The organism is Rhizorhabdus sp. P4_G5 (assembly GCF_056401065.1).
This window is the reverse complement of the sequence record NZ_JBFUKB010000009.1, coordinates 20,149-45,168: the sequence shown is the minus strand read 5'-3', so window position 1 is coordinate 45,168 and position 25,020 is coordinate 20,149. Positions and strand designations below refer to the sequence as shown.

Below are 25,020 nucleotides of genomic sequence, written 5' to 3'. Positions count from 1 at the left end.
TCTCCTCCTATCCGCGCCAAGGCGCTAAAATGAGATCGCGGTGCACGACCAGCCTGATCGGCGCACCGGGCCTGATCGTGATGGTCGGTTGGATCTGAAGGTTGCGGGACGTGATCTGATCGCCGGCGCGGGACATATTCTGCTGCGTAGATTCACGGATCGCCTGGACGAGATCGCTCTCCCCGGAGATGGTCACGTTCGCGCCCACGCCGAGCAACGTCGAGATCGCGACACCCTTGAGCAGCGTCCATGTGTGGAAATCCACCTTGTCAGCGAACCCGGCATAGCCCGACGGATCCGTTGCCGGCACGTTGTCGAGGGGGATTGAGCTGCCGTCCGGCAAGATGATCCGCTGCCACACGACCAGCGCGCGCTTCTGGCCGAAGGCTACGACGCTGTCGTAACTGCCGATCAGCCGCGCGCCCTGCGGAATGAGAAGGGTGTTGCCCGTTGCGCTGTCAAAGACCCGTTCTGTCACCTGGGCGGTGACCAAGCCGGGGAGGTCGGATCGAAGGCCGGTGATCAGGCTGGCGGCGATGACGCTGCCAGCTGACAGCATGTCCGGCGACGCCGGTGGGTTCAACCGATGCTCGTTTACGTCGCCGCCGGTGTCGCGCGCCGCGACGAAGTCGGCCTTGCGCTGCTGGGCATTGGGATCGCGATCTGGATCGATCGCGAGCCGGTCCTTCTCCGCAGCCGTTACCGGGGGAGAAGATGGTGTCGCATCCGCGCTGCGGGTCGGATCGGTGCGGTTGCCGGATTGCACCAGCAATCCCGATTCGCGCGCCGCCTTTAGCTCTGCTGCCCGTCGATCCCGTTCGGTCGCGGCAGCCTGGTCCGCGCGCGCCGGGTCGCCGCTCGCCGGCTCGATGCCCATGGCACGCTGATGATCGAGGATGGGCCGGCCGAGATCGCCCGGCAGTGGAGGTCCGAGCTTGGGCACGTCGCCATAACTGCCCGGAAGCCCGTTCAGCGTATCAGCCGGCGCCTTCGCCGCGACCGTCTGGTCGTCGGCCTGTCCAGCAAGGTGTAGTGCGGACGGCCGCAGCGCGACCCAGGCCGTCGCGACCAGGCTGACGGAGCCGAGTGCTGCGATTGTCACGACGGCTCCTCGCTTGAAGCGGATCGCCCCCGCAGGCTGGGCGCGAAGCGCCAGCGTTTCCGGGTCCACCTTGCCGGGCAAGGCGGGGGTTTCGGGTGCCGGTGGAACTGCCGCCTCGACGGTCATGATCCCCACCTCTTGGGCGCGCCTTCCGCCACCCTGCTGATGCGGACAATCTGCTGGTGCTTTGTCCCGAGACGAAGCTCGGCGACGTCGAAGATCCGATCGATGACGTAGAAGCGGTCCTTCACGCGATAGTTGACGAGTTGGGCCTCTCCCTTCGCGCCCACCAGGAAGATCGGCGGCGCCTCGCCAACCGCCAGCGTTGCGGGGAATTCTATGAAGGTCTGCCGCCCGTCATCGAAAGCGCGATACGGCCGCCAGGCCGGTCGATCGCCGGAGACGACATAGTTGAAGTGAAGCTGCTCGACCTCGATCCCGGCTGCTACTGGGGCCGCCGCCTCGGTCGCTGCGGCGGCGCGCTTCAATGCGATCAGCGCATCCTGGGGATAGGTCCAGGAGAGCGCCGCCATCGCGGTCTTCGTCGTGCTGGTCAGCGCAATATGATAGCTGCGCCGGTCGGTGGTGATGACGAGGTTGGTGGACAGGCCAGCACTGAACGGCTTCACCAGGACATGCGTCCGCTTCTCCGCGCCCGACCCGCTGCTGGTATCGCCGATCACCCAGCGCACAGTGTCGCCGCTTGCCACGGCGACCAGCGCCTCGCCAGGTTGCAGGGCAATGTCGGTCACCCGCTCCGGGGCGGTGATGACATGATAGATGATGCCGTCGGCGAACGGATAAACCTGCAGAGCGTTGATGAAGCCTTGCGCGACCGGTTCGATCGTCGCTGCGCGGTTGGCGGCGGCGACCGGCGTGGTTTTGTACGTGGTCGCCTCTGCGGGTTGGGCGGTGAGGATCAGGCAAGGCGCCAGCAGCGCGGCGGCTGTGAGAGTTCTAGTCATGGCTGGGTCTCCGTATTGACGGTCGATTGAGCGGCAAGGTTCGGGTCGAGCGGCGAGCCGAGCGGCACGTTGCTGGGCGGCTGGGCGGCGCGCGCGGGCGCAGTCAACGCCGCGGGCTCGAGTTCGCGGCTCCAGTCGATCGCGTCGATGTAGATGCCGAGCGGGTTCTTGCGGAGTGTGTCGGCCGATACCGGAGGCTTCGTCAGGATCGTCAGGATGCCGATCCAGTGGGAGGAGCCTGCTTCGCTGCCGCGCTCATAAGCGGTCTCGGTCCATTTCACCTGGAACGAGCGATCCGATGCCCGGACGACGCTGGTCACCTGGACCGACACGGTGCGCTCGCCGATCCTGGCGAAAGGGTCTGCTGCCCGGGCATAGTCGCCGAGGAACTGGCTCCCCCGCGTCGTGGTGAAGTCATAGGCGGACAGCCAATCGCGGCGCATCAGCACCGGGTCGAGCGAGACCCCGCGGACATTCTGGATGAACTTCGCCAGATGCCACGCGATCTGGGGATCAGTCGGGTGATATCCCGCTTCGGCTTCGGTCACAGCCCGTGCCTCGCCGAGGCGATCGACCTCGACGACATAGGGCGTGACCCGGCTTTGCAGCGACTGCCAGATGAGCGCGCCCGACATGGCTGTCGACAGCGACAGCGTGCCGAACGCCATCAGGCGCCAGTTGCGGGCTTGGACGCGGGCCGATCCGATGCGGTCGTCCCAGACCTGGCCGGCGCGTTGATAGGGCGTCTCGGACTCGGGCGTTTGCGCGTAACGCTGGACGGCGCGCTTAAAGAACATGGGGCATGAAGATCATGGCTCAGTCTTCCCTTTCCTTGATGTCGGGGGTGGCGGATGCGCCGCCGCGGTCGCCTTCCTTCAGTGCCTGCATGGCGACATGGCGGTGGTGACGGGCGTCCTGCTGGCGGCGCAGCGAGCGTGCCCAGGACGGCGCGCCATCGCCGCCGGCGCCCGAAGCTGATCCGGTAGAACCGGCGTCGCCATTGAGAGCGGACCAGGCGGCGTCGCGGCCGCGCTCGGCGGCTTCCGACAATCCCAGCGCTGCTGAGGCCTTCTGGCGCATCGCGTTGCCGGCCGCCTGCGTCATGCCGCCGATGCCGGCGCCGACGCTCGAAGATCCGGCTGCAGTCTGGCCGAGTTGGTAGGAGGCCGAAGCCGCCGTACCCATAGTCGTACCGGCCCGGACAGCGCCCAATGCGCTGCCTCCGATCGCTCGCGCAGCGCCGATCGTCGCACCGCCGGCAAGCATGGTGACGCCCGCCGCGCCGACCGTTGTACCGAGCGCGGCGCCGGCACCGAGCTGCGGCGCGCCAGCCACGAGGCCCGAGGCGATGCTGGGGCCGAAGATCCCGAGGCCGAACAGCGCGAGCGCGCCGAGCGTCAGGCTCATCGCTGCGCCGAGATCGGGTTCCTGCCCCTGCATCGATGTCGTGAACTCGGCGAAGAAATTGGAGCCGATGCCGACGATCACGGCCAGCACCATGACCTTGATACCCGACGAGACGACGTTGCCGAGCACGCGCTCGGCGAGGAAGCTGGTGCGATTCCAGAGTGCGAAGGGCACGAGGATGAAGCCGGCCAGCGAGGTCAATTTGAACTCGATGATCGTCACGAACATCTGCACGGCGAGGATGAAGAAGGCGAGGATGACGATCACCCAAGCAAACAGCAGGACTGCGATCGTCAGGAAATTCTCGAAGAAGCTGACGAACCCGATCATGCTCGACGCCTGCTGGAGCAGTGGCCAGGCGGCCGAGAATCCGGTCGAGGCGACGCGGCCGGGCTTGAGCAGATCATCCGCCGACAGGGTTCCGCCGCCAGCGGTGAGCCCGGCCTGCGCGAACGACTTGAAGATGATGTCGGCCAGGGTCGAGAAGCTGTTCAGGATGAACGCGAACGCGCCGACGTAGAGGATCTTCTTGATGAAGCGGCCGATGACATTGTCTTCGCCGCCCATCGCCCAGAACAGGCCGGCCAGCGTGATGTCGATGCCGATCAGCGTGACGGTCAGGAAGTGGACGTCGCCACCCAGCAACCCAAAGCCGCTGTCGATATAGCGAATAAAGGCCTGCATGAACCGGTCGATGACGCTGAGATCGTTCACTTCGCTCTTCCATCAAGAGAGGTGCCGCGGGGCCGCAGGGGGGAGCATCAGGCGCCCCGCGGCGACGGCGGCGAGGGTGTGAAGACGCGTGGACACGTCTTCGGCGCCGCCGCCCGACCGGCGTCCCACTAGTGGGGCCGGTAGGCGGAGCCGATACCGAGGAACTTCGTCGTGGCAGCACGTCCCTCGGCCTCGGCCTGGGCACGGCGCGCCGCTTCCGTGGCCTGGGCGCGGTATTGGGCCGCCATCAGATTCTGGATCTGGAACTGCTGCTTGGCGGTCAGCGCGAGTAGCTGGTTGGTCGCCTGTTGCGCCTGCAGCGCGCCCTCCGCGCCCTGGCTCCGCGACACGATGCCATTGAGGGTCTGCACATCAGCCTGGACATTCTCGACGACCTGCGCCTGCACGCCCATCGTCCGCCGGTACCCAGCCATTGCGGCATCGAGCCGCGCCTTCGCATCGATCACGCGCTGGTTGGTGGTCAGTGCCTGGTTGAAGTCGGTCGGAAACAGGCGGCTCAACTGCTGGTCGAGGCCGTCGACCCGGAAATCGATCCCCTGGGCCTGCGCCATCAGCCGGTCGATCGCTTTCAGGTTCTGGGTGAGCTGTTGGAGCTGGGGGAAATCGATGCGAGTCAGGTTCTTCGCCTGGTTGGTCAGCATCTGCGCTTCGTTCTGGAGCGACTGGATCTGATTGTTGATCTGCTGGAGGGTTCGCGCGGCGGTGAGCAGGTTCTGGCTGTAGTTGCTCGGATCGAACACGGTGAACTGCGCGTGGGCGCGCTCGCTCGGCACGATCAATGCACAGGCCAGCGAACCGACAGCGCCGGCCCCGAGCGCGGTCGCGACCAGATATTTGCGGATTGGGATACGCATCGCATTTTACTCCTTGGCTTGGGGGACGGAAAAATCGGAGAGCAGGCCAGCGGCCCAGTCGAGGCCGGCTCCTGCAAGAAAGCGGGCCGCGAAATCCTCGGGGCCGTGTTCGGCCAGCAGAGCGTCGATCCGCGCCTGGGCCGCGGGATCGGAGGCGCCGCACAGCGTCAGCGCGATCGGGCCAAGACCCAGTTCGAACAGGCGGTTGCCGCGTGCGGATTGCAGATAATAATGCCGCTTGGGCGTGGCGCGGCTGACCAGTTCGATCTGCCGCTCGTTGAGGCCGAAGCGCTCATAGGCGGCGCGCGACTGCGGTTCGATCGCCCGGTCGTTGGGCAGCAACATGCGCTGCGGGCAGCTTTCGATGATGGCCGGCGCAATGCTGCTATCGGCGATGTCCGCCAGGCTCTGCGTCGCGAACAGCACCGCGACATTCTTCTTGCGGAGCGTCTTCAGCCATTCGCGGATGCGGGCGGCGAAGAGCGGATGGTCGAGGAAGATCCAGGCCTCGTCGAGCACCAGCAGCGTGGGCCTGCCGTCGAAGCGCTCCTCGAGGCGATGGAAGAGATAGGTCAGCACCGGGGCGACCACGCCGGCCTGCCCCATCAGAGACTCGGTCTCGAAGCACTGGACATCGGCGAGCGCGAGATGCTGTTCCGCCGCATCGAGGAGACGGCCATAGGGGCCGTCGAGCGTATAGGCGATAAGCGCGGTGCGCAGCGCATTAGACTGGAGCAGCATGGCGAGCCCGGTCAGCGTGCGCTCCTCCGGGGGTGCCGACGCGAGACTGCCCAGCGCCGACCAGACGGCGTCCTTCACCTCGGGCGTGACCAAGACCTTTTCGTGCGCCAGCAGCGCCGCGATCCATTCTGCCGCCCAGCTTCGCTCGCTCGAATCGTCGATCCGCCGCAGCGGCTGGAACGCCAGGGTCTCGCCGCCGTCCATGCCGAGCCCCAGGGCATGATGAGCACCGCCCATCGCCAGCACCGCCGCGCGTGCCGAATAGCCCTTGTCGAAGATATAGAGCTGCGAGCCGGGATAGCGCCGGAACTGCAGCGCGATCAGCGCCAGCAGCACCGACTTGCCAGCACCAGTCGGGCCGACGACGAGCATGTGCCCGACATCTCCGACATGGGTCGAGAGGCGAAACGGCGTCGAGCGACTGGTCTGGGCGTAGAGCAGAGGCGGCCCGCCGAGATGCCGGTTTTCCCTCGGCCCTGACCAGACCGACGACAGCGGCATGAGGTGAGCGAGATTGAGGCTATGGACCAGCGGCTGGCGCACATTGGCATAGGCCTGGCCGGGCAGCGACGACAGCCACGCCTCAACCGCGTTGACGCCCTCGCGCTTCGCTGTGAAGCCAAGGCCGTTGACGATCCGCTCGACCGCGCGGACCTTGTCCTCGGCGCGGTTGCGATCGGTGTCCGACACCGTGATCGTCGTGGTCAGATAGCCGAAGGCGACATGATCGCCGCCGAGTGCCTGTAGCGCAAGATCGGCATCCACCACCTTGTTGTCGGCGTCGGTGTCGAGAAGCTGGACCGGCTGGTTGTACATCACCTCGCGCAGCAGCGCAGTGATCGACTTGCGCTTGTTGAACCATTGCCGGCGGATCTTCGTCAGCACCTTGGTCGCGTCGGTCTTGTCGAGCGCGATGAAGCGCGTGACCCAGCGGTATCCGAAATCCTGATGGTTGAGCGCGTCGAGGATACCGGGCCGGCTGAGGTTCGGGAATCCGAGTAGCGTCAGCGTGCGCAGATGCCGATCGCCGAGCATGGGCTCGAGGCCGCCGACCAGCGGCGTGTCGGCGAGCAGCGCGTCGAGATAGATCGGCGTATCCGGCACGGCGACCGGGTGGTGACGGTCGGAAACGGTGCCGTGGAGATAGGTCAGCGTCTCGGCGTCGCCCAGCGCCCGAACCTTGGGCATGAATCCCAACAGGAGATCGAGTACGCGATCGGTCTCGGCGATGAAGCCGGCAAGGCTGGCGTGCCAGTCCCGTCCTTTCGCGCCGTCGGGCCGCTGGATCAGCGTCCGTCCCGCCGCATCGCTGCTGTCAGCAGGCGGCAGCCAGACCAGAGTGCCATGATAGATGCTCTCGAAATGCTGGCCCTTGGCTTCAAACCCGGCACGACGCTCCTGCTCGACCAGCCACGACGCCGCGTCGGGAAAGGCGCTCTCGGGATAGCCGAGCGCCTCGCGCCTTTCTGCCTCGAAGAACAGTGCCCAGCCCGAGCCGAGCCGCTTGAGGACATTGTTTGCACGTGCGCAGGTCGACACGAGTTCCGCCTCCGTCGCGCTTTCGAGATCGGGACCGCGAAACGCGAAGCTGCGCTGGAAGCTGCCGTCCTTGTTGAGGACGACGCCGGGCGCGACCAAAGCTGCCCAGGGCAAATGATCGGCAAGCCGGTCGGCGCGCGACCGATATTCGGCAAGGTTCAGCATGCCAGATATCCTTTCTGGCGCAGATGGCGGAGCAGCACGGGCAGAAAGTCCGGGTCGCGGTGGGCAGCGAAGACCGCGATGCTGTGGCCGATCGCCCAGATCGCGATCCCGACCAGCCATTGCTGCAAGCCGAGCCCGACTGCGGCCGCGATCGTGCCGTTGACGATCGCGACGCCGCGGGGGGTGCCGCCTAGCATGATGGCTTGCCCCAGGCTGGCGTGGATGGGCGCCTCGAATCCAGCAACATGACCGTTGTCGATGTGGCTCATGCGACGAGCGCCCCACCGCCAAAGCTGAAGAAGGACAGGAAGAAGCTCGAGGCGGCGAACGCGATCGACAGGCCGAAGATGATCTGGATGAGCTTGCGGAAACCGCCGGCGGTTTCGCCGAACGCGAGCGCTAAGCCGGTGGAAATGATAATCAGCACCGCGACGATCTTGGCGACTGGTCCCTGGACCGACTCCAGCACCTGCTGCAGCGGCTGTTCCCAGGGCATGCCCGCGCCGCTGGCAGATGCGCGGCTGGTCATGGTGATCGACAGACCGAGCATCAGCCCGGTGACGAAGAAGCGGCCGCGGCTGGGAATGCGAAAAATGGTCATGTCAGTCTCCTTCACGGTCACGGGTCAGGGTTGGGGTGAGGTCGACGACGGCGTAGTCGCCAGCTGCGTCGAGGCCGGCGACGCGGGCGATCGTCTCGATGCGCCGCGCGGTGCCGCGTCCGGCGATGAAGACGATCATGTCGATGGCGTCGGCGACCAGGCGGCGCGGCACGGTGACCACGGCTTCCTGGATGAGCTGTTCGATCCGGTAGAGCGCGGACGCCGCGCTGTTTGCGTGGACGGTCGCGATCCCGCCGGGATGGCCGGTGTTCCAGGCCTTGAGCATGTCGAGTGCCTCGCCACCTCGGACTTCGCCGACGATGATGCGATCGGGCCGAAGGCGCAGCGTCGAGCGCACCAGATCGCCCATCGTGACGGCGGTGTGCCTGTCGGACGAGCTTGGCCGGGTCCTGAGCGCGACCGTGTCGCGCGCCGGCGATTGCAGCTCGCGCGTGTCCTCGATCAGGATCACACGTTCGTCGAGATGGGCCATCTCGGTGAGCAGCGCGTTGGCGAGCGTCGTCTTGCCGGAACTGGTCCCGCCGGCGACAAGGATGTTGCGGCGATCGACGACGGCGAGCGACAGGAGGCGCGCGGCCTCCGCCGACATGATGCCGTCGGTCACATAGTCCATCAGCGTGTAGAGGCGTGCCGCCGGCTTTCGGATCGAAAAGCAGGGAGCGGTCGAAACCGGGGGCAGGATTCCTTCGAACCGCTCGCCCGCGCCGGAGCCGAGCGGTGGCAGTTCGGCTGATACGATGGGCTTGTCGCCGTGCACCTCGGACCGGACATGGGATGCCACCAGCCGGATGATCCGCTCGACCTGGGGTGCATCGAGCTTCACGTCGGTATCGACACGGCCTTCGCCGAGGATATCGACGCGCAGTGCGCCGTCGGGATTGACCATGATCTCAATCACCCGCGGGTCGGCGAGCGCGGCGGCTATCGCCGGTCCCATCGCGGTGCGCAGCATCGCTCGACGGCGTTCCGCCGAAACGCTCGTTGCCTGCGCGGACATCATGATGCGGCTCCATCGGGTTCGGCGGGTGCGAGCGTACGCTTGCCACCGGCGATATGGCGGCCGACCTGCGAGACGAACGCCTCGAACCGATCGCGGCCGATCGCGCGAGCGGCGGCATCGGCTTCGGGCAACGGCGCCGTCACCATCAGCTGGTAGCGAACGAACAGCGCCAGGCTTTCGAGCAGCACGTCGATGTCGCGCCGTGCTCCGGCGAGTTCGCGTGTCAGACGGTCGAGGCGAACCTTGAAGAGGTCGTCGACTTCCTTGGCGCCACGGCGCGCGAGCCAATCCTTCAGCGCGTCGTTGACGAGGTGGCTCTTGTTGCCGCGCGGACCGGCGGCAAGCGCTTCCAGCGCGTCGCTGAGTTCGCGGTCGATGTAGAGGTTCTGGCGGATCTTCATCGCGACCTCAGAAATCCGGTATGAGGTCGCGCTTCGCGCCCTCATTGATGGCATGGCCCCGGACGACGGCACCCTGCCCTTGCGCCTGGTCCATGGAGCGCTTGTCGGCGGCGACATCGTCGTCGTCGGGCACGATCTGCAGATCGCGCCTTTCGGCGGCGTCGGTTGACCTCGAAGCCTGTTCGGGAAAGCCGGGATGGCGCTGCTGCTGCATGCCGCCCTCGTCCTCCCCACCTGCGGCGTCCTCTCCCTGATGCAGCCGGTCATCGGTGCCGCGTATCTGGTTGGACCAGTCGTCGCCGCGCGCCTTCGGACGGTCGGCATATTGACCCCATGCCAGCACCGGCGCGGGCGCGACGCGCGTGGCAAAGTTGCGATCGAGGAAATAGCGCAGCTTGCGCGCCCGGATCGGCGCGAGTCCGGAGATGAGGACAAGCTCTTCGTCCGGCGAAAGCTGCATCACCTCGCCCGGCGTTAGCAGCTGGCGGGCCGTCTCCTGACGGCTGACCATGACGTGCGCGAGCCAGGGCGCGAGCCGGTGGCCGGCATAGTTGCGCATCGCGCGCTGCTCGGTCGCGGTGCCGAGCGCGTCGGAAATGCGCTTGGCGGTGCGTTCGTCATTGGTCGCGAAGGCGATGCGGACATGGCAATTGTCGAGGATGGCGTTGTGCTCGCCGTAGGCCTTTTCGATCTGGTTGAGGCTCTGGGCGATCAGGAAAGCGCGGATGCCGTAGCCGGCCATGAAGGCGAGACTGGTCTCGAAGAAATCGAGGCGGCCCAATGCCGGAAACTCGTCGAGCATCATCAGCAGCTGGTGCCGGCGCGCGGAGGTACCGGGCTGGTCGAGCCGCTCGGTCAGGCGGCGGCCGATCTGATTGAGCACGAGGCGGATCAGCGGCTTGGTGCGGCTGATGTCCGACGGCGGGATGACGAGATAGAGGGACAGCGGCCGCTCGGCCTCGATCAGGTCGGCGATCCGCCAGTCGCAGCGCGAGGTGACCTCGGCAACGGTCGGATCGCGATAGAGGCCGAGGAAGGACATGGCAGTCGACAGCACGCCCGATCGTTCGTTCTCGCTCTTGTTGAGCAGTTCGCGCGCGGCGGAGGCAACGACGGGATGGACGCTGGGGTTCTTGTCGTCGCCGAGATGATTGGTGGTCATCATCCGGCGGAGCGTGGCGACGAAGCTGCGCTGCGGATCGGACAGGAAGGTCGCGACCCGTGCGAGCGTCTTCTCTTCTTCGGAGTAAAGGACGTGGAGGATCGCGCCGACCAGCAGCGAATGGCTGGTCTTCTCCCAATGGTTGCGGCGTTCGAGCGCGCCTTCAGGATCGACCAGGATATCGGCGATGTTCTGGACGTCGCGCACCTCGTCGATGCCGCGACGAACCTCGAGCAGCGGATTGTAATGCGCCGATGCGGCGTCGGTGGGGTTCAAGAGAAGACAATGCGAGAACCGCGCGCGCCATCCGGCGGTCAGCGTCCAGTTCTCACCCTTGATATCATGGACGACCGTCGAACCGGTCCAGGACAGCAAGGTGGGGACAACGAGGCCCACGCCCTTGCCCGATCGCGTCGGCGCGAACGCCATGATGTGCTCGGGGCCGTCATGGCGGAGATAGCGGCCAGCGAGCGTGCCGAGCATGACGCCCGCGTCGCGATGGAGCCCTGCGCGCTCGATCTCGCGGGGCGTTGCCCAGCGCGCCGAACCATAGGTGGTGACGTTGCTCGATTGGCGCGCGCGCCACAGCGAGCCGAAGATCGCCGCCGCGCAGCCGACAAAGCCGCTGGCGCCTGCCAACATGCCCGCCTTGTCGAAGACGATGGGGGCATAGGCATCATAATGATACCACCAGCCGAACAGCGCCCAGGGATGGTAGATTGGCATGGTGCCGAGCCGGAACCAGGGCAGCCCCAGTTCGGGCTGATAGGCGAGCATTGCCGCCGCCCACTGCGTCGCGGTCCAGACCCCCGCGATCACGATCGCGAAGACGACGAGGATCTGGCCGATGAGCAATTTTGTGGGTGTCACGTGAGGCTCCCGCCCGCCGAACAGGATCGGCTCGGGCGGATTCAGACTCGGTGACAGGCTCAAAAAACGGAACGGCGCCGATGAGCGCAGATGGGCTCGCCCCGGTCTGTTCCGGTCAGATACCGGAACCGGAAGCTATCCGGCAGGCGTCGCCCTGCGGTTAGAGACCGGCGTCGGCCCGGAGCGTTTCGATGCGTTCGCGCGAAACGACCTCGACGACGTCGCGAAGAGTGCGAACCGAATGCGACAGGGCGTCGAGGTCGTCATTGCCGATCTCGTAGCTCGCCGAATAGCGCGCCTCGACATAAGCCCGCTTGAGTAATTCGAAGCGGCGGCGGTCAACGCGGGTAGCGCGCGGCCATGCCTCAATCAGCCGTAGCTCGCTATCCTCGGCAAGGGAGCGCAGGAACTTTATATTGTGTGAGCGCGGGAAATAGAGAGTGCGGACGAGAAGGAAGCAGGCATAGGCCGTTTCCGTTGCTTGATGAAGGTTGAAAGCAGCCTTTCGACTCCAATCCGCTTCTTGTGATGTCCGCGACACCGAATATTCGGCAAGCTCGATCCATTGATCAAGCGACCTGAGTTGGTCACGGAAGTAACCGCTCGCCATTTCATAAGCATCCGCGGCCGTGAGCGGTTGGGCCGTGGCGAGCGCATTCCCGGGTAATTCGTAGAGAACGATACCGTCGCGGGCGATATCGACCCAGAAATATTCACCGCGGCTCAGCGCCTGGTTCACCTCCTGCAGGGTGTGGACGATGATGTTTACTGGCCGCGCGATCGCGGTATCGCGCAGGATCTTGTCCTCGGCGACGTACCAGTAGTTGGCAATGTCGGTAAGATCGGGATGGTTGACGATGACCAGCAGGTCGTAGTCGGACTGGTAGCCATTCTCGGGTTCATCGACCCAATCGTCCCGCGCATAGCTACCGAACAGGATGACCTTGAGGATGCGCCCGTTCTTCTTCCACGGCTGGTTCGCGCGGGCCGTCGCCTCGGCGAACTCGCCCATCAGCAATTGCTTCACCCGATCCAGTTCGCCTTGCTGGACCGACGGCAAATGATCGAGATCAGAACGCACGGCGGCGATTCTCGCGACTGACCAGGCGCTTGGCAAGCCTTGACCGTGCGCATGGGTATCCCGATGGTTCTACCTCATCCACGGACGCAGCCTTGTCGACTATGAACACGCCTGTGCAATGCCCCTTATCTCCTTTTTCGAATTTACTTACCTTAAACCATTTGCCATCTAAGCTAAGGGCCCGTTGCTTCAAAAAGCAGCTTTCGCATTCCGGATGGTCGATGCCGCATGCGATCGCTGGCAGGCCGCTTAGTCAGACCCCTCATTGCGGGCGACGGTCCGCTAACCTTCATCCCTCCAGCACCCCATCGACTCACGATCTTCGACATGACATGTACAACAAGTTAGCTTCGATGCAGCGCACGGATATGCTGCGGACTGTACGTGGTGGTCCACCTCTGCCACGTGTGTAAGCCCAACTTCGCCATCGAGTTTTGAGTCAGCGTTTTATGCGCGGCGTGCGGTGCCACCCAGTCGTAATCGGACTAATTCGGACAGGCCAGCGATCAGGATCAGGGCCACTGTGCCGACTAATTTAATTCGCATCGCTAGGTCGTCAGGCCCCTCCCGTATTACCCTCTCCGCCTCCCGTAGCGCATCACGCACCATTCGCGCCGCAAAGCGAACGAAAGATTTCTGTCCCTGCGCCAGTTTCCATTGGCCCCCGATAGTGCGGCGGCGCTTAGACAACAAATCACTGATTTGCCCGCGCACTGGATGCTTTACAACGACGTTGTCAGCATAGATGATCGGATAGCCTGCCGCGCAGATGCGCCCCGATAGATCGAAGTCGCCACCCGACTTCAGGTCTCCGTCAAAGCCGCCTAGATCGCGGATTAGCTGGAGTGGGCTAGTCCAATTGGCTGTAGCGCTGTGACCATCAGCGGCATAGCGCTTCTGATTAAGATTAAAAAGACGGTCGAATGCCTCGCAGACCACACTGTCCTCAGGCGACACCCGAAACAAATCGACCCGACCAGCTACTACACCCGCCTCAGGATGCGCTTTTACCGCGGCCAGCGCATTTTGCAGCCAGGTCGGCTCCGGAACACAATCCGCATCGGTAAATGTGACGTAAGTACCCCGCAGGACCTTTAGTCCAGTGTTGCGCGCGCTGTAGGAACCCGGCCGGTGTTCCGAAAGGAGCCGTACAAATGCATAGCGGCCGACAATTTCTGCTGTGCAGTCGGTCGAACCATTGTCGACAACGACAACTTCGAAATGTTCAGAGTCGAGCGTCTGAGCTGCCAGCGCATCAAGCAAAAGATGAATCTCTCGCGCACCGTTCCAAACGGGAATGAGGACGCTGAGCTGAGGCTCGTTCATCCTATGACCTCGATCACCTTAGTCCACATAGCCTCGCTCGCAGCGCGTTCGAGTTCCCCGCGATCTTTAAGCGTCGCGCGAAAAGCATTATCTTCTGCGCTCGCTAGCAACAGCTCAACCTTGGGACACCAACTGGATTGATCGTCAACGTCGACGATCAGGTCGGGGCAACCATAGTCGGCCATCAGTTCGCGATATTTGTGGCTCCAGCCGCAGGCGAGCGATGGCACTGCTGCCGCGAGCCCGCTCACTAAGCCGTGGAAGCGCGACGAGACCTGCAGTTCGGCGACCGAGACAATCGCCTTCGTAACAAGCGCTGAGGGTTCATCGACGATCAGCGCGGGCGTAGCAAGGAGCCCATTGAGTTCATCTGCCAGCTTGCGATCCTTGGCCCCTTCATGGACTAGGATGAACGGATCGCGCCCGCTCCTACGCATTAAGGTTATCGTTTTCATGAGGAAGGCGAGATAATTGGCCCGGACGGTATCACCCTTGCCCGTGACCATTTTTTCATTGGGAATGAGGAGTGCGCGACCACGCAAATAATTAAGCCGGGATGGCAGTTCCGGATGAAGCAGGTTGGTGAAATCAGGCGCGCGATGAACGTTGGCGCGATTGGGCGCAACCGCCGCGACGTACTCGGCTGACGCCCCGTCGCGCACGAATGCGAGATCGAGATTATCAAGCGCAGCGCGAAAGGCGGCGGCCATGCCCGGATTGGCAAACGGCCCCAACGCCTGCGGCAGTAAAATCGCCTTACGCCCGTCCTTTTTCCACAGCTTGAGCCGCTTTGTCAGGCGATCCTCTAGTTTTTCCAAGCCCCAAAAGTCGCCATAGCCAAAACCTGATGCATCGAGCAGCACGTCGACTTCCTCGCCGGGCAAATATCCGAGTGCGTAGCGCAGCCGTTTCGGGGCCTTGCCAAGGAGCGTGGTCAGCCCTGGTTTAGCTGTCGTGCGTGCCGGCGTCGCCCAGAGTCCGTGCCTTAATCGCTCCTCGGGCGGCCAGGATATGGGCGCCGCAAAGCGGGCGTCGGGAAAGCTCTGAAGCAGGCGCGCGCGGATCGCCTCCAGCATCAGCACCGCGCCCTTGTTCGCAGGCCACACGCCGACGATCTCGAAGTTCATCCTTCGCACCAACTCGCCTTTCAATTATATTCACGCAGTTGATCGTGATCGCGCTTCGCTGAATAGGGCACCATTCCTAGCGGGTCGGGATAACCATAGGCGATCAACATAATCACGCGCTCGTCGGGCTCGAGGCCCAAAGATTCCGACATCAATCGCTCTTGAGGCTGCACGTCTGGCCAGTTGATTGGACAGGTCGATACGCCCAACGTCTCAAGCGCGTAAATAAATGCCATAGCCGAAAGCGAGGCGTCTATATAGATTGCGTGCCGATCGCGGGGTTCTGGATAGGCGCGCAATCTGCCAACCAGTACGACCACAGCCGGCAGCTTTTCCGCGAAGCCCTTGGTCCCCATTGGAATCGCCGCGAGCTTACGTGCGACTTCGGGATCGTCGAATATCCTATAGACGAAAGGTTGACGATTGCAGGCGCTCGGAGCCTGTGTCGCCGCCTCCAGTGCCTTGTCGACTATCTCTCGAGGAACCGGCGTGTCAAGGTACCAGCGCACTGATCGGCGGCGGATTGACAGCTGTAAGAAGCTATCGAAATCGACGGGCGAGCTGCTGTTGAGATTGCGAGCATAGGGAACCCGGCGCACATCAGTGGCTCCGGCTGGATGTGCAGGTAACGCTTGAAACCGCTTCCACGCCGATGCGATCGCAGGATCGTGGACGTCAACAACATCAAAAAACTCTCTCAGCACGTCATGTGCCCAATAATGTTCCGAAGTCCAACAGCTTCCTACACTTGTGATTGATCGAGCGTACATCGCTACGGTCTCTTCGAGATAATCGATACCGAACACCTTGCGCCGTGGGCGCATGATAAGACCTTTTTCCAGCCGATGGATGTTACGGCGAAGCAGATAATAGCTTCGGTTGGCCTCAATATGATCTCGGCGATAGCGCACTCGCCCCGCAATCACACCCGCACCCTCACGCGAAAGGCTATCATCGACCAGCGCATAATATATTGCGGCGATACAAGGCCTCGTTGCCAATAACGTTAACAGGCGCCATTTCGTCCAGATAGCGAGCCGCCTCGTCCTGTTTTTGAAGCTCATAGCTTTGGCTCCCCGTCCCCACGGCCGTTAATCAGACGCCAATAGCGATAAACGCGCGCCTTCTGCGTCACCGGATCAGGTGAAAGGATGGATGCCCGTCGATCAGGGCCATTCACGTGCTCGATATATCTAACGACTAGATCGAAGTCTGGTTCGACACCGTTGAATGTGCTGTGGAAGAGCCAATAATCGCCAACACGAGTCTCGGTGCCCGACCGCAAAGGCACTGCCCAAGCCGTCGGCAATAATGTGCGCTGCAGTTTATCGGAATGCGCGAATGCTTTGATGCCGGCCCAGTGTACGCCAGCGTGTGTGGGCACATCCACGCCTGATTGAGCTAGTACGGCAAAACCATAGCAATTATAAAGGTGATAATCGGCTTCCTTCGACATCACCGCTGGGTCCGGCTCGCGCTGCAGACCCAAACGAGCGCGTATTGCTCCGCCTCGTCCTCGTGTCATACCGAGTTCATGTATCACGCGCCCGTCAGAGCGCGTGCCTAGAGTGATAGGCCAGCCCGAGAGGAATGCATTGAGCCCACTGCAAGCCACCGGGCTTTCTGTTCGAAACTTCGCTACAGTCGCAGCAAAATAAAGCTGGTGGTTAAAGGTGAAATCTGGCGAGATCGTACCACCCTCTGGAGTCACTCGTTTCCAGCAATGATAAATGCTGTCGAATTTGTGCCTTTCAATCAACGTGATCGCAGCATCGCGCGCGTCGGTTCTCCCAAAAATACGCCAGGCCGCGTGTAAGGCTTCGATGGCGAAGGCCTGCCCTAAAACGCCATTAGCTTCGTCCTTGCCCCCCCTTGGAAATCGCATCACCAAGCAGCCTGGTGACCGCTCTAACGACGACATGATGAACTCCAGCGAAGCCAAGCCGGCGGTCTTGTAGCGCTCGATCCCAACAGCGCGATAGGCGCTGGAAAATGCCATGAGAGCGTGCGAAGTACACCGTAAGGGCGTCTCTGGATCGCCGTAGGATCCATTATGGCCGTTTGGCATCGCGCCACCTAGGCGCTGAATAGCTATGGCGTCGTCCGCCTCTGTCAGGAGAAGATCACGTAGCTTCAACACTGCCATCACATTTCCTTGCCCGGCATGAAGCGGGGCAGCCCTATGCGGGCGCTGAGCCCCGGCAAGGCACGGGGGAGTTCGAGTAAGGCGTAGATCGAAAGGCCCACGCCGGCCCAGGCAACAACTATCCACGGATTATCATCGGGCGATAACAGGCGGGCAGCGATCCAGGACAGAAGTATCGGCAACTGCAGGAACAGAAGAACCGAAACCGACCTAATCACTTTTATCGCCGTGTTGCCAACTAGCCGATCAAGAAAAACCTGCCGAATAATGTTCGAGATCAGCTTCGTGAGGGCAATAGCGATCGCGACGCCCTCAAGCCCGCCATATACCGCACCGAATATCATGCCGGGGAAAAGTATCCCAACAGTCGTCGCCATGAACAGATTCATGTCGAGTCCAGGGCGGCCGATTCCTTTGTATAGTGTTGATGTGGTGCCACCGGCCGCGTGGATCATCACCGAGAGGGACAGCCAGCGGATCACCGGTCCCATCGGGGCCCAGCTCGGCCCCAAGAAATGGGGCAGTAGGCTGGGCCCGAACAGGAGGAAGGCCGTCATCACAGGGAACAGCACGCGGCAGTTCCATGTCAGGGTGGAAACGAAAGCCTCTTTTAACGCCGCCTTGTCAGTTTGGATGGACGCGTAGTGAACGAACGTGACCCGATTGAGGATCTGCATCAGCGATCGACGCACGGTATCCGTCATGTAACTAGCTAGGCCGAAAAGGCCGACATCGCTCACCGAAACGAGCCGGCCAAGGACAAACACGCCCGCATTGGCGCTGAACGACACCAGTAGATCGTTAGCAAGTACGAAACCACTGAAGCCAAACAGCTCCCTCAGATGCTCACGGCGCAGGGTCAGGCGAAAACGCCAACGTGCTATCGCCATAAGGCCGATGGCCGAGAAAATGGTCGACAGGATTGCCTGCCAGATCACCACCCAAGGACTGGGCCAAAGATAAAGTATTATGCCGGCTATGACCAGGGATGCTAGCGTCGTGACTATCCGGTTTACCGCGACCTCACGATAACGGCGGGCGCGGAACAGCAGTGCTGAGGCGACCGTACTGAACGGTGACGGCAATATACTGATAGACAGCACCACAATTAGAGAGTAAACAAGCGGCTCCTTATAGAAATAGGCCGACAGCGGTGCGACGATAGCTACGGAGATTACTGCAAGAAACGCCGATACGATTACAGATGCCGTGAAAGTGGTGTTAACGAAAGCAGGGGTAACCTTGCTTTCGTGCTTCTGGATCAGCGCGGACGTGAGGCCGAAATCGTTGATGACCTGTAACACCGTGAGTATCGCGAGCACGATCGCCGCCAGACCGAAGTCATGCGGAGAAAGCACCCGCGCGACCACAAGTCGGAACACGAAGGCCAAGCCTGCTGCGACGAACGTGTCGAGCGCGGTCCAGCTAGCATCACGCTTCAGCGACATTCACAAATCACCCACTGCAGTTCCAGTTGTTCGCATTTGCACAAATTCGGCTGCAACGCGAGTCTGCGCGTATGCACGCGGTAGACAGTCAGCCGCGTCCTATGCCCGTATAAGTGAGGCCGGCCGCGGCCACGTCAGCAGGCGGGTAGATATTGCGAAGATCGACAAGGACAGGCGCCTTCATGATGTTGGCGATACGCCTGAGATCGAGCGCGCGGAAGGCGTCCCACTCAGTGACAAGCACTAGCGCATCGGCGCCATCGGCAGTGGCATAGGGACTTACAACGAACTCCACGTCCTTCATTATCGCCTTCGCCTGCTCGACGCTCTCGGGATCGTATGCGCGCACCTTTGCGCCTGCATCCTGCAGCGCCTGAACGATGGCGATCGAGGGAGCATCCCGCATGTCGTCGGTGTTGGGCTTGAAGGCCAGACCGAGCAAACCGACAGTCTTGCCCCGCACCTGACCACCCATTGCGGTGATCACCTTGCGACCCATCGCGCGCTTGCGATTGTCGTTGACCTTTACGACAGCTTCGACGATTCGCAACGGAACATCATTGTCGTCCGCAATCTTTAGAAGTGCCAGCGTGTCCTTGGGAAAGCAACTCCCACCATAACCGGGGCCTGCGTGGAGGAACTTGGGCCCTATACGGCCGTCGAGACCGATGCCACGCGCTACCTCCTGCACGTCGGCACCCGCCCTCTCGCAAAGATCGGCGACCTCATTGATGAACGTGACCTTGGTAGCGAGGAAGGCGTTGGCTGCGTACTTGATCATCTCGGCGGAGCGGCGCGTGGTGATGATCAACGGAGCCTTGTTAAGCGACAGCGGACGATAGATGTCCTGCATCAGCTTTATTGCCTCTGGGCTTTCACAACCCACTACCACGCGGTCTGGGCGTTTAAAGTCCTCGATCGCGGCACCCTCTCGTAAAAACTCCGGGTTAGACGCGACCCAGATCTGCTGGGCTGGAGCAAATTCGGCGATAATCCGTTCGATTTCATCGCCGGTGCCGACTGGAACAGTCGATTTGGTGACAATCACGCACGGCTTCGTCACCGCCTGAGCGACATCCTGGACGGCGGCGTATACATAGCTCAGGTCTGCGTGGCCATCGCCGCGGCGTGATGGCGTGCCGACGGCAATGAACACCGCATCTGCATCCGTGACACCCTCCACCAGATCCGTAGTGAAGGAGAGGCGGCCCGCACGAACATTGCTGGCTACCAGTTCAGCTAGGCCTGGCTCATAGATCGGCATGATACCACTCTCGATCTTGTCGATCTTTGACCTGTCCAGATCAACGCAGCAGACATCATGACCGAAATCCGCGAAGCAGGCTCCAGAAACCAATCCAACATAGCCGGTGCCAATCATCGTGATACGCATCTAAGCCCAACCCCGTCTGTCGAAAGCTTCGTAAAGAGTGGATGTACGGAGTCTGCCTTCGCAAAGGCCAGCGCCCGCGGCAACTTTTTTTTGCAACGCAGCAATTTTTACCGCCACACTGTTCCAAATCCTTGTGCTCAGATGGCAAATCGGGCACTTAGGTGGTCCAATAGCTCTCCCTGTAGGCCGGGATAATATATGCCGAGTGAAGATTCCGTTGCAGCGGTAATTCCCGTGAAGAACCGTCCGGCGCTGTTGGAACGGGCTATTCACAGCATCCAAGCCCAGACGACGCCGATTGCCGAAATCATCATCGTCGATGATGCATCAACCGACAATACACCGGAAGTCGTGCTGGCGATGGCCGAGGCAGACCCCCGTATCAAGCTGCTGCGGCAACCCCGGAGCGGTGGAGCAAGCGCGGCCCGGAACCTGGGATGGCGCAACACAAATGCTACTTGGATTGCATTCCTCGATTCGGACGACGAATGGCTACCGACCAAAATTGAGAAGCAACTGGCAGCTGTGGCAGCGGCACCCGAAGTGGTCGGCTGCTACACTGGCGTTGCAAACGGAGACAATGGAGAAAAGTACATTCCGCCCGCCTCCGTCACGCTGTTCGAACTCCAGCGCAACAATGTTCTCGGCACGACGTCGACCGCATTGGTCCGACGCACCGCACTTGAGGCAGTGGGAGGCTTCGATTCGACCTTGCCGAGCTGCCAAGATTGGGATGTATGGCTGCGCCTGCGAGCAGAGGGACCGGTATCAGTAGTGCGCGAGCCCTTGGTTCGCTTCGAGCAAGTCGGGCTCGACCGAATCACCAAAAACCGCAGCGCAGTGCTGGATGGGCATGCCGTGATTTTTACTAAGATTTTGGGCAATGTTCCGCGCGGCCTGAGGAAGCGCCGAGTTCAATCGGCCCATGCCGCCCGCATGGCGCAGATCATGCTGGACGATTTCCAAGCGCCTTCTGATGCTATCGGTCATGCCGCGCGATCAATGTTCTTCTTCCCGAACCGCTGGGCAGCCAAGCTCGGCATTGCCAGCTTAAAGGCGATGATAAGCCGATGAGGATGGAATCCGTTACCGATATAGGATAGAAGTTGCGATCTTATAAAGTGGCGGGCGTAGGAAGGTCTTCCATGTCAGGAAGGTGGCACCCGCCGCCTTGGCGACCCAGCCCGGATAGCAGACACCCGCGCGCTTTCGGTACCGGGCGTGATATTTATTGATGAAGTAATTATTGTAATAGATGGACCAGCCCAGCCGCCTAAGACGGCTGGTCCGCTGGCCACCGGTGCGCACCTCCTCTATCGGCAGATGAATGCTGTGCACTGCATCATTAATCAGAATCGTGTAGCCGTGAACGTAGAGGTTCATTTGGAAATCGCTTTCCTCGCGGTAACCATTGCCGCGCGCATAATAGCTATCGAGGGGGAAGCGGAGCACAAGCTCTTTACGCGTGAGAAAATTAGCTATCGTAAACGGCACCGACTGGATGCCATTGAAATGCGCGCCGTTAACGATCTCTAGCAGTAGCATGTCGAAGAGGCGACGGCGGCGCGGCCCGCTGCCAAACCGGATGACGGCCGCTTCGGGGGTCTCACCAGCGCGCATGTAGACGCGGCGGCCGGACACAACACCAATTTTTTCATCAACCATCAACGCTAGACAAGCGGCGGCGTAGCCCGGTTCGAGATACTCGTCGTCGTCGCAAAACAATATGTATGGATTGTCAGCGTGCCGCGCACCCTCGCCTCGCGAATAAGACGCTCCCATTCTAGTATCGTTACGCATGTATCGGAACTTAACGTTAGAATGTTGAGCCGCCTCAGCCCTCAAAACAGCCTCTGTATTGTCCTCGCCATCATCATCGACGAGAATCAGCTCCGTCACTCCTTCTTGAAGGAAATAGGAAGGCAACACCTTTTCCAAGGTGTAACTGCGATTGCGCGAAGCAACTACTAGCGTGATCATTCATATTCTCCCACGACTTGTGAAACCACTTGCCGCTTCAGATCAATTGCCGCAGACACGCGCTTGAGCACCCGAAGATGCAGAGATTTTCCCGGCGTCCCTGAGGAGCAACAATTTGCATGCCGCACTATCTCATACAGGTGTCCTCCCCGCCCTGACGATCCTGACAACCACACCTTCATCGGGCGATCACATGTAAACTGAACGCGCTGGATTCCGTTGGGTCGAGTATCACCGTGTCCGTGGCGCTGCAACCGCAGCGCGCCACGTCGATACACTGCGCCACACCAGCACATTTTGTTGCTGCGGTCGTGCGTACTGAGCCTTATAGGATCGCCCGGGGGGTAGTGAATAATGGGCACTAACTTGAGCGAATCGGCTGAAGCACGACGTAGCCACGTGCTTGACGTTCATGCCTTCACGGGGATGGCTGAAGCAGGCCGCCACAACATCCTGGTTGTCATTCCCACGCTGAATGAGGCAGCGCATATCACACAGGTGCTGGCCGATTTGGCACTCGACCCACCCATGAACAGCGATATTTTATATGTCGTTGCCGATGGCGGGAGTCATGATCTCACCTGTGAGTTGGTTGAGGAAGCCGCCGCCGTCCGGTCGGACGTTCGACTACTCCGGAACCCCGAGCGACTCCAATCGGCCGCGGTGAACCTGGCAGTCGAACGCTATGGTAATGCGTGCGATCTGCTCATCCGGTGCGACGCGCATGCTGTGTATCCTCCTGGATTCATCCGAAAACTCGTGGAATCGGCAATAATGCATCGAGCGGACGCTGTCGTCGTTCCAATGGATTCGGTGGGAACGACGTGCTTTCAGCGCGCAGTCGGATGGATCTCGGACAGCAAAGTGGGATCGGGGGGATCTGCTCATAGGGGGGGGCGGCGGAGCGCTTTTGTCGACCATGGTCACCACGCGTTGTTCAGGATGGACAGCTTTCGGCGTGCCGGGGGCTACGAACCCAGTTTCAGCCACAACGAAGATGCCGAACTCGATTGTCGTCAGCGCGCACTCGGTTCGCGCATCTTTCTTGATGCTAGAATACGCCTGCAATACGGGCCACGCTCGACTGCCAAGGCCTTGGCACGACAATATTTTAACTATGGGAAGGGCCGGTCACGGACCGTCCGGCGTCACCCAACCTCTATCCGGGCCAGACAAATAGCGATTCCTGCGCACGTAGTGCTAATTATCCTCTCTTTGCTGTTATCTGTGCTCGACCGCCGCTTCCTTTTTTGGCCGATACTCTATGCGACTCTCCTAGCCAGCGTGGCCATCGATATCGCCATCAAAAAGAAATCCCTTTGCGGTCTTTTGGCAGCCCCGGCGGCTGCGATAGCCCATTTCGGGTGGGGCATTGGGTTCATGTGGGGGTATATAAGCACGCGTGAGAGGCGCTGGGATGTTTCTACCGCGCAGGCGCTATCATAGCGGATTCCGAAGCAATCGCCGCACCCGCCGATCTGAACTGGTGATCGTTCAGGTGGAGACAATTATATGCATTTGCTCCGATTCGGGGCAGATTCGGTGGATTGAGCGCGCACACGCGATTTCAATATTTGCCCCCCAGGCCAATTGATGGCATGCAGCATGCGGCAATGCAGCAATTGGCTGAGTCGGGGGGCGTGTTGTGTATCGAAATTTTTCTCCGGAAGCGGAGGCCGGTCGGCTCGCGCCGTGTCCCGTAACGGTCAAGCCACTGGATCGAGGGAGCCTCAGGGCCTCGACCGTTGAGGCTAAGCTCATCCGAGCAGTCGACATCATAGTCAGTGCGCTCGCGCTCCTTTGGCTGGCTCCTCTTTTTGTAGTGGTCGCCCTGATCGTCAAGAGCAGCGATGGCGGCTCCATCTTTTTTGCGCAGCAGCGCGTGGGGCATGGCGGCGTGCCCTTCCGCTGCTTCAAGTTTCGCACCATGGTGGTAGACGCGCAGGCGCGGCTGGACGAATTGCTCGCAAAGGATCCATTAGCGCGTATTGCGTGGGATCGCGATCACAAGCTGCGCAATGACCCTCGGACCATCCCCTTTGGCAACTTTCTGCGCAAGTGGAGCCTCGACGAGCTGCCTCAGTTCGTCAATGTTCTGCGGGGAGAGATGAGCATCGTTGGACCGCGGCCGATCGTGGTAGCTGAGGTGCCGAGATATGGGCGCTACTTCGCACAGTATATGCAGGTACGCCCCGGAATCACAGGGCTTTGGCAAATTAGCGGCCGCAATGACGTATCCTATCGTCGCCGAGTTGCTTGTGACGTGCTGTATGTCCGGCATAAATCGGTGATTACCAACCTCGCGATAATCCTGATGACCGCCCTTGTGGTGTTGAGAGCGCGGGGATCTTACTGAGCCTGCTGCAGCGCAAAAATAATTAGCGTCGCAACCGGATATGTATTAAGGCGAAACGACCAAGGGCGGGCGTTAATTCCGCTATTTTGCGTTGTTGACCTCAGACGACAGATGAAAAGTGGAGGCAAGTCATGCATATTGCAGCACGGAAAAGCTTGAAGCTATTAGTCTCTGGATCAGTTTTGGCCGTGGCTATTGTGCTGTCGGCTAACCCAGCCATAGGCCAAGGATCACCGGCACCAGCTGCCGATGTGTCAGCCCCGGATGCCGCAACCACTCTAGCTGCTGCGGTCGTTGCGGCTTCCACGCCCGCGCAGGTAACTGCCGCCGTAAGGGCGGCGGTGCTGTTAACTCCGGCCAATGCCTCGGCGCTTGTAGCGGCGGCGATAGCAGCGTCACCTCAATCCGCAGCCCTGATAGTCTCCGCAGCCTCTGCTGTCCCTGGCGCGAATGTGGCCAATCTGGTTGCGGCCGCGCTGAGATCGCTGTCGCCCTCCGCTCGCGCTGCAGCCGCGGCGGTTCTTATTGCGGTGGCGGCTCAGGCATCTGGTCAGTCTATCGCAACGCTTTCGGCAGCGGTGGGGAGTGCCGGCATCGCGG

Annotated in this window: 22 protein-coding genes; 3 read left to right on the top strand and 19 right to left on the bottom strand. The window is 61.5% G+C overall.

Going from position 1 to position 25,020, the window contains the following annotated elements; translation table 11 throughout:
• Nucleotides 1-7: 7 nt before the first annotated feature.
• The 18 genes from AC1DQK_RS15820 to AC1DQK_RS15735 form a co-directional block, all read right to left on the bottom strand.
• The gene (locus AC1DQK_RS15820; protein ID WP_477872213.1) at nucleotides 8-1,228 is read right to left on the bottom strand and encodes a TraB/TrbI/VirB10 family type IV secretion system protein; all 1,221 of its coding nucleotides are present in this window, start codon (nucleotides 1,226-1,228) and stop codon (nucleotides 8-10) included.
• Nucleotides 1,225-2,067 carry a P-type conjugative transfer protein TrbG gene (gene trbG, locus AC1DQK_RS15815; protein WP_477872211.1) on the bottom strand — a complete coding sequence of 281 codons (843 nt, stop codon included), beginning with the start codon at nucleotides 2,065-2,067 and terminating at the stop codon, nucleotides 1,225-1,227. The genes AC1DQK_RS15820 and trbG overlap by 4 nt, the downstream gene beginning before the upstream one ends.
• Complete coding sequence (gene trbF, locus AC1DQK_RS15810) at nucleotides 2,064-2,864, bottom strand: conjugal transfer protein TrbF (protein ID WP_477872209.1); 801 nt, start codon at nucleotides 2,862-2,864, stop codon at nucleotides 2,064-2,066. The genes trbG and trbF overlap by 4 nt, the downstream gene beginning before the upstream one ends.
• Nucleotides 2,865-2,883: 19 nt before the next feature.
• Nucleotides 2,884-4,188, bottom strand: a complete 1,305-nt coding sequence (gene trbL, locus AC1DQK_RS15805) for a P-type conjugative transfer protein TrbL (protein ID WP_477872207.1) — start codon at nucleotides 4,186-4,188, stop codon at nucleotides 2,884-2,886.
• A 128-nt stretch (nucleotides 4,189-4,316) separates the two neighbouring features.
• Nucleotides 4,317-5,063, bottom strand: a complete 747-nt coding sequence (gene trbJ, locus AC1DQK_RS15800; protein WP_477872205.1) for a P-type conjugative transfer protein TrbJ — start codon at nucleotides 5,061-5,063, stop codon at nucleotides 4,317-4,319.
• A gap of 6 nt (nucleotides 5,064-5,069) precedes the next feature.
• Nucleotides 5,070-7,508 carry a conjugal transfer protein TrbE gene (gene trbE / locus AC1DQK_RS15795; protein ID WP_477872203.1) on the bottom strand — a complete coding sequence of 813 codons (2,439 nt, stop codon included), beginning with the start codon at nucleotides 7,506-7,508 and terminating at the stop codon, nucleotides 5,070-5,072.
• Complete coding sequence (locus AC1DQK_RS15790; protein WP_477872201.1) at nucleotides 7,502-7,777, bottom strand: VirB3 family type IV secretion system protein; 276 nt, start codon at nucleotides 7,775-7,777, stop codon at nucleotides 7,502-7,504. The genes trbE and AC1DQK_RS15790 overlap by 7 nt, the downstream gene beginning before the upstream one ends.
• Nucleotides 7,774-8,109, bottom strand: coding sequence for a TrbC/VirB2 family type IV secretion system protein (locus AC1DQK_RS15785; RefSeq protein ID WP_477872199.1), 336 nt, complete (start codon nucleotides 8,107-8,109; stop codon nucleotides 7,774-7,776). The genes AC1DQK_RS15790 and AC1DQK_RS15785 overlap by 4 nt, the downstream gene beginning before the upstream one ends.
• Before the next feature lies 1 nt (nucleotide 8,110).
• Nucleotides 8,111-9,130, bottom strand: coding sequence for a P-type conjugative transfer ATPase TrbB (gene trbB / locus AC1DQK_RS15780; RefSeq protein ID WP_477872197.1), 1,020 nt, complete (start codon nucleotides 9,128-9,130; stop codon nucleotides 8,111-8,113).
• Complete coding sequence (locus AC1DQK_RS15775; RefSeq protein WP_477872195.1) at nucleotides 9,127-9,531, bottom strand: CopG family transcriptional regulator; 405 nt, start codon at nucleotides 9,529-9,531, stop codon at nucleotides 9,127-9,129. The genes trbB and AC1DQK_RS15775 overlap by 4 nt, the downstream gene beginning before the upstream one ends.
• 7 nt (nucleotides 9,532-9,538) lie before the next feature.
• Complete coding sequence (locus AC1DQK_RS15770) at nucleotides 9,539-11,563, bottom strand: conjugal transfer protein TraG (protein ID WP_477872193.1); 2,025 nt, start codon at nucleotides 11,561-11,563, stop codon at nucleotides 9,539-9,541.
• A 160-nt stretch (nucleotides 11,564-11,723) separates the two neighbouring features.
• A complete protein-coding gene (locus AC1DQK_RS15765; RefSeq protein ID WP_477872191.1) occupies nucleotides 11,724-12,644 on the bottom strand; it encodes a HEPN domain-containing protein in 921 nt (306 codons plus the stop codon).
• A 447-nt stretch (nucleotides 12,645-13,091) separates the two neighbouring features.
• Nucleotides 13,092-13,970: a glycosyltransferase family 2 protein gene (locus tag AC1DQK_RS15760; RefSeq protein WP_477872189.1), complete on the bottom strand. Its 879-nt coding sequence runs from the start codon at nucleotides 13,968-13,970 to the stop codon at nucleotides 13,092-13,094.
• A complete protein-coding gene (locus AC1DQK_RS15755; RefSeq protein ID WP_477872187.1) occupies nucleotides 13,967-15,097 on the bottom strand; it encodes a polysaccharide pyruvyl transferase family protein in 1,131 nt (376 codons plus the stop codon). Before AC1DQK_RS15755 ends, AC1DQK_RS15760 begins: the two co-directional genes overlap by 4 nt.
• Before the next feature lie 20 nt (nucleotides 15,098-15,117).
• Nucleotides 15,118-16,161, bottom strand: coding sequence for a nitroreductase family protein (locus tag AC1DQK_RS15750; RefSeq protein ID WP_477872185.1), 1,044 nt, complete (start codon nucleotides 16,159-16,161; stop codon nucleotides 15,118-15,120).
• On the bottom strand, nucleotides 16,158-17,243 hold the full coding sequence (locus AC1DQK_RS15745) for a hypothetical protein (RefSeq protein WP_477872183.1): 1,086 nt from the start codon (nucleotides 17,241-17,243) through the stop codon (nucleotides 16,158-16,160). Before AC1DQK_RS15745 ends, AC1DQK_RS15750 begins: the two co-directional genes overlap by 4 nt.
• Nucleotides 17,243-18,691, bottom strand: coding sequence for a lipopolysaccharide biosynthesis protein (locus AC1DQK_RS15740; protein WP_477872181.1), 1,449 nt, complete (start codon nucleotides 18,689-18,691; stop codon nucleotides 17,243-17,245). Before AC1DQK_RS15740 ends, AC1DQK_RS15745 begins: the two co-directional genes overlap by 1 nt.
• Before the next feature lie 88 nt (nucleotides 18,692-18,779).
• Nucleotides 18,780-20,084 (bottom strand): UDP-glucose dehydrogenase family protein, encoded by a 1,305-nt coding sequence (locus AC1DQK_RS15735; RefSeq protein WP_477872179.1) that lies wholly within the window; start codon nucleotides 20,082-20,084, stop codon nucleotides 18,780-18,782.
• A 198-nt stretch (nucleotides 20,085-20,282) separates the two neighbouring features.
• On the opposite strand from AC1DQK_RS15735, the gene AC1DQK_RS15730 reads away from it, so the two are divergent.
• Nucleotides 20,283-21,158: a glycosyltransferase family 2 protein gene (locus AC1DQK_RS15730; protein WP_477872177.1), complete on the top strand. Its 876-nt coding sequence runs from the start codon at nucleotides 20,283-20,285 to the stop codon at nucleotides 21,156-21,158.
• A 12-nt stretch (nucleotides 21,159-21,170) separates the two neighbouring features.
• Here AC1DQK_RS15730 and AC1DQK_RS15725 read toward each other — a convergent pair whose 3' ends face one another.
• Nucleotides 21,171-22,064, bottom strand: a complete 894-nt coding sequence (locus AC1DQK_RS15725; RefSeq protein ID WP_477872175.1) for a glycosyltransferase family 2 protein — start codon at nucleotides 22,062-22,064, stop codon at nucleotides 21,171-21,173.
• Between the two features lie 426 nt (nucleotides 22,065-22,490).
• Here AC1DQK_RS15725 and AC1DQK_RS15720 point away from each other — a divergent pair, with 426 nt between their 5' ends.
• Together AC1DQK_RS15720 and AC1DQK_RS15715 are read left to right on the top strand one after the other, a co-directional pair.
• The gene (locus AC1DQK_RS15720; RefSeq protein WP_477872173.1) at nucleotides 22,491-23,510 is read left to right on the top strand and encodes a glycosyltransferase family 2 protein; all 1,020 of its coding nucleotides are present in this window, start codon (nucleotides 22,491-22,493) and stop codon (nucleotides 23,508-23,510) included.
• A gap of 268 nt (nucleotides 23,511-23,778) precedes the next feature.
• The gene (locus AC1DQK_RS15715) at nucleotides 23,779-24,420 is read left to right on the top strand and encodes a sugar transferase (protein ID WP_477872301.1); all 642 of its coding nucleotides are present in this window, start codon (nucleotides 23,779-23,781) and stop codon (nucleotides 24,418-24,420) included.
• The last annotated feature ends 600 nt before the right edge of the window (nucleotides 24,421-25,020 follow it).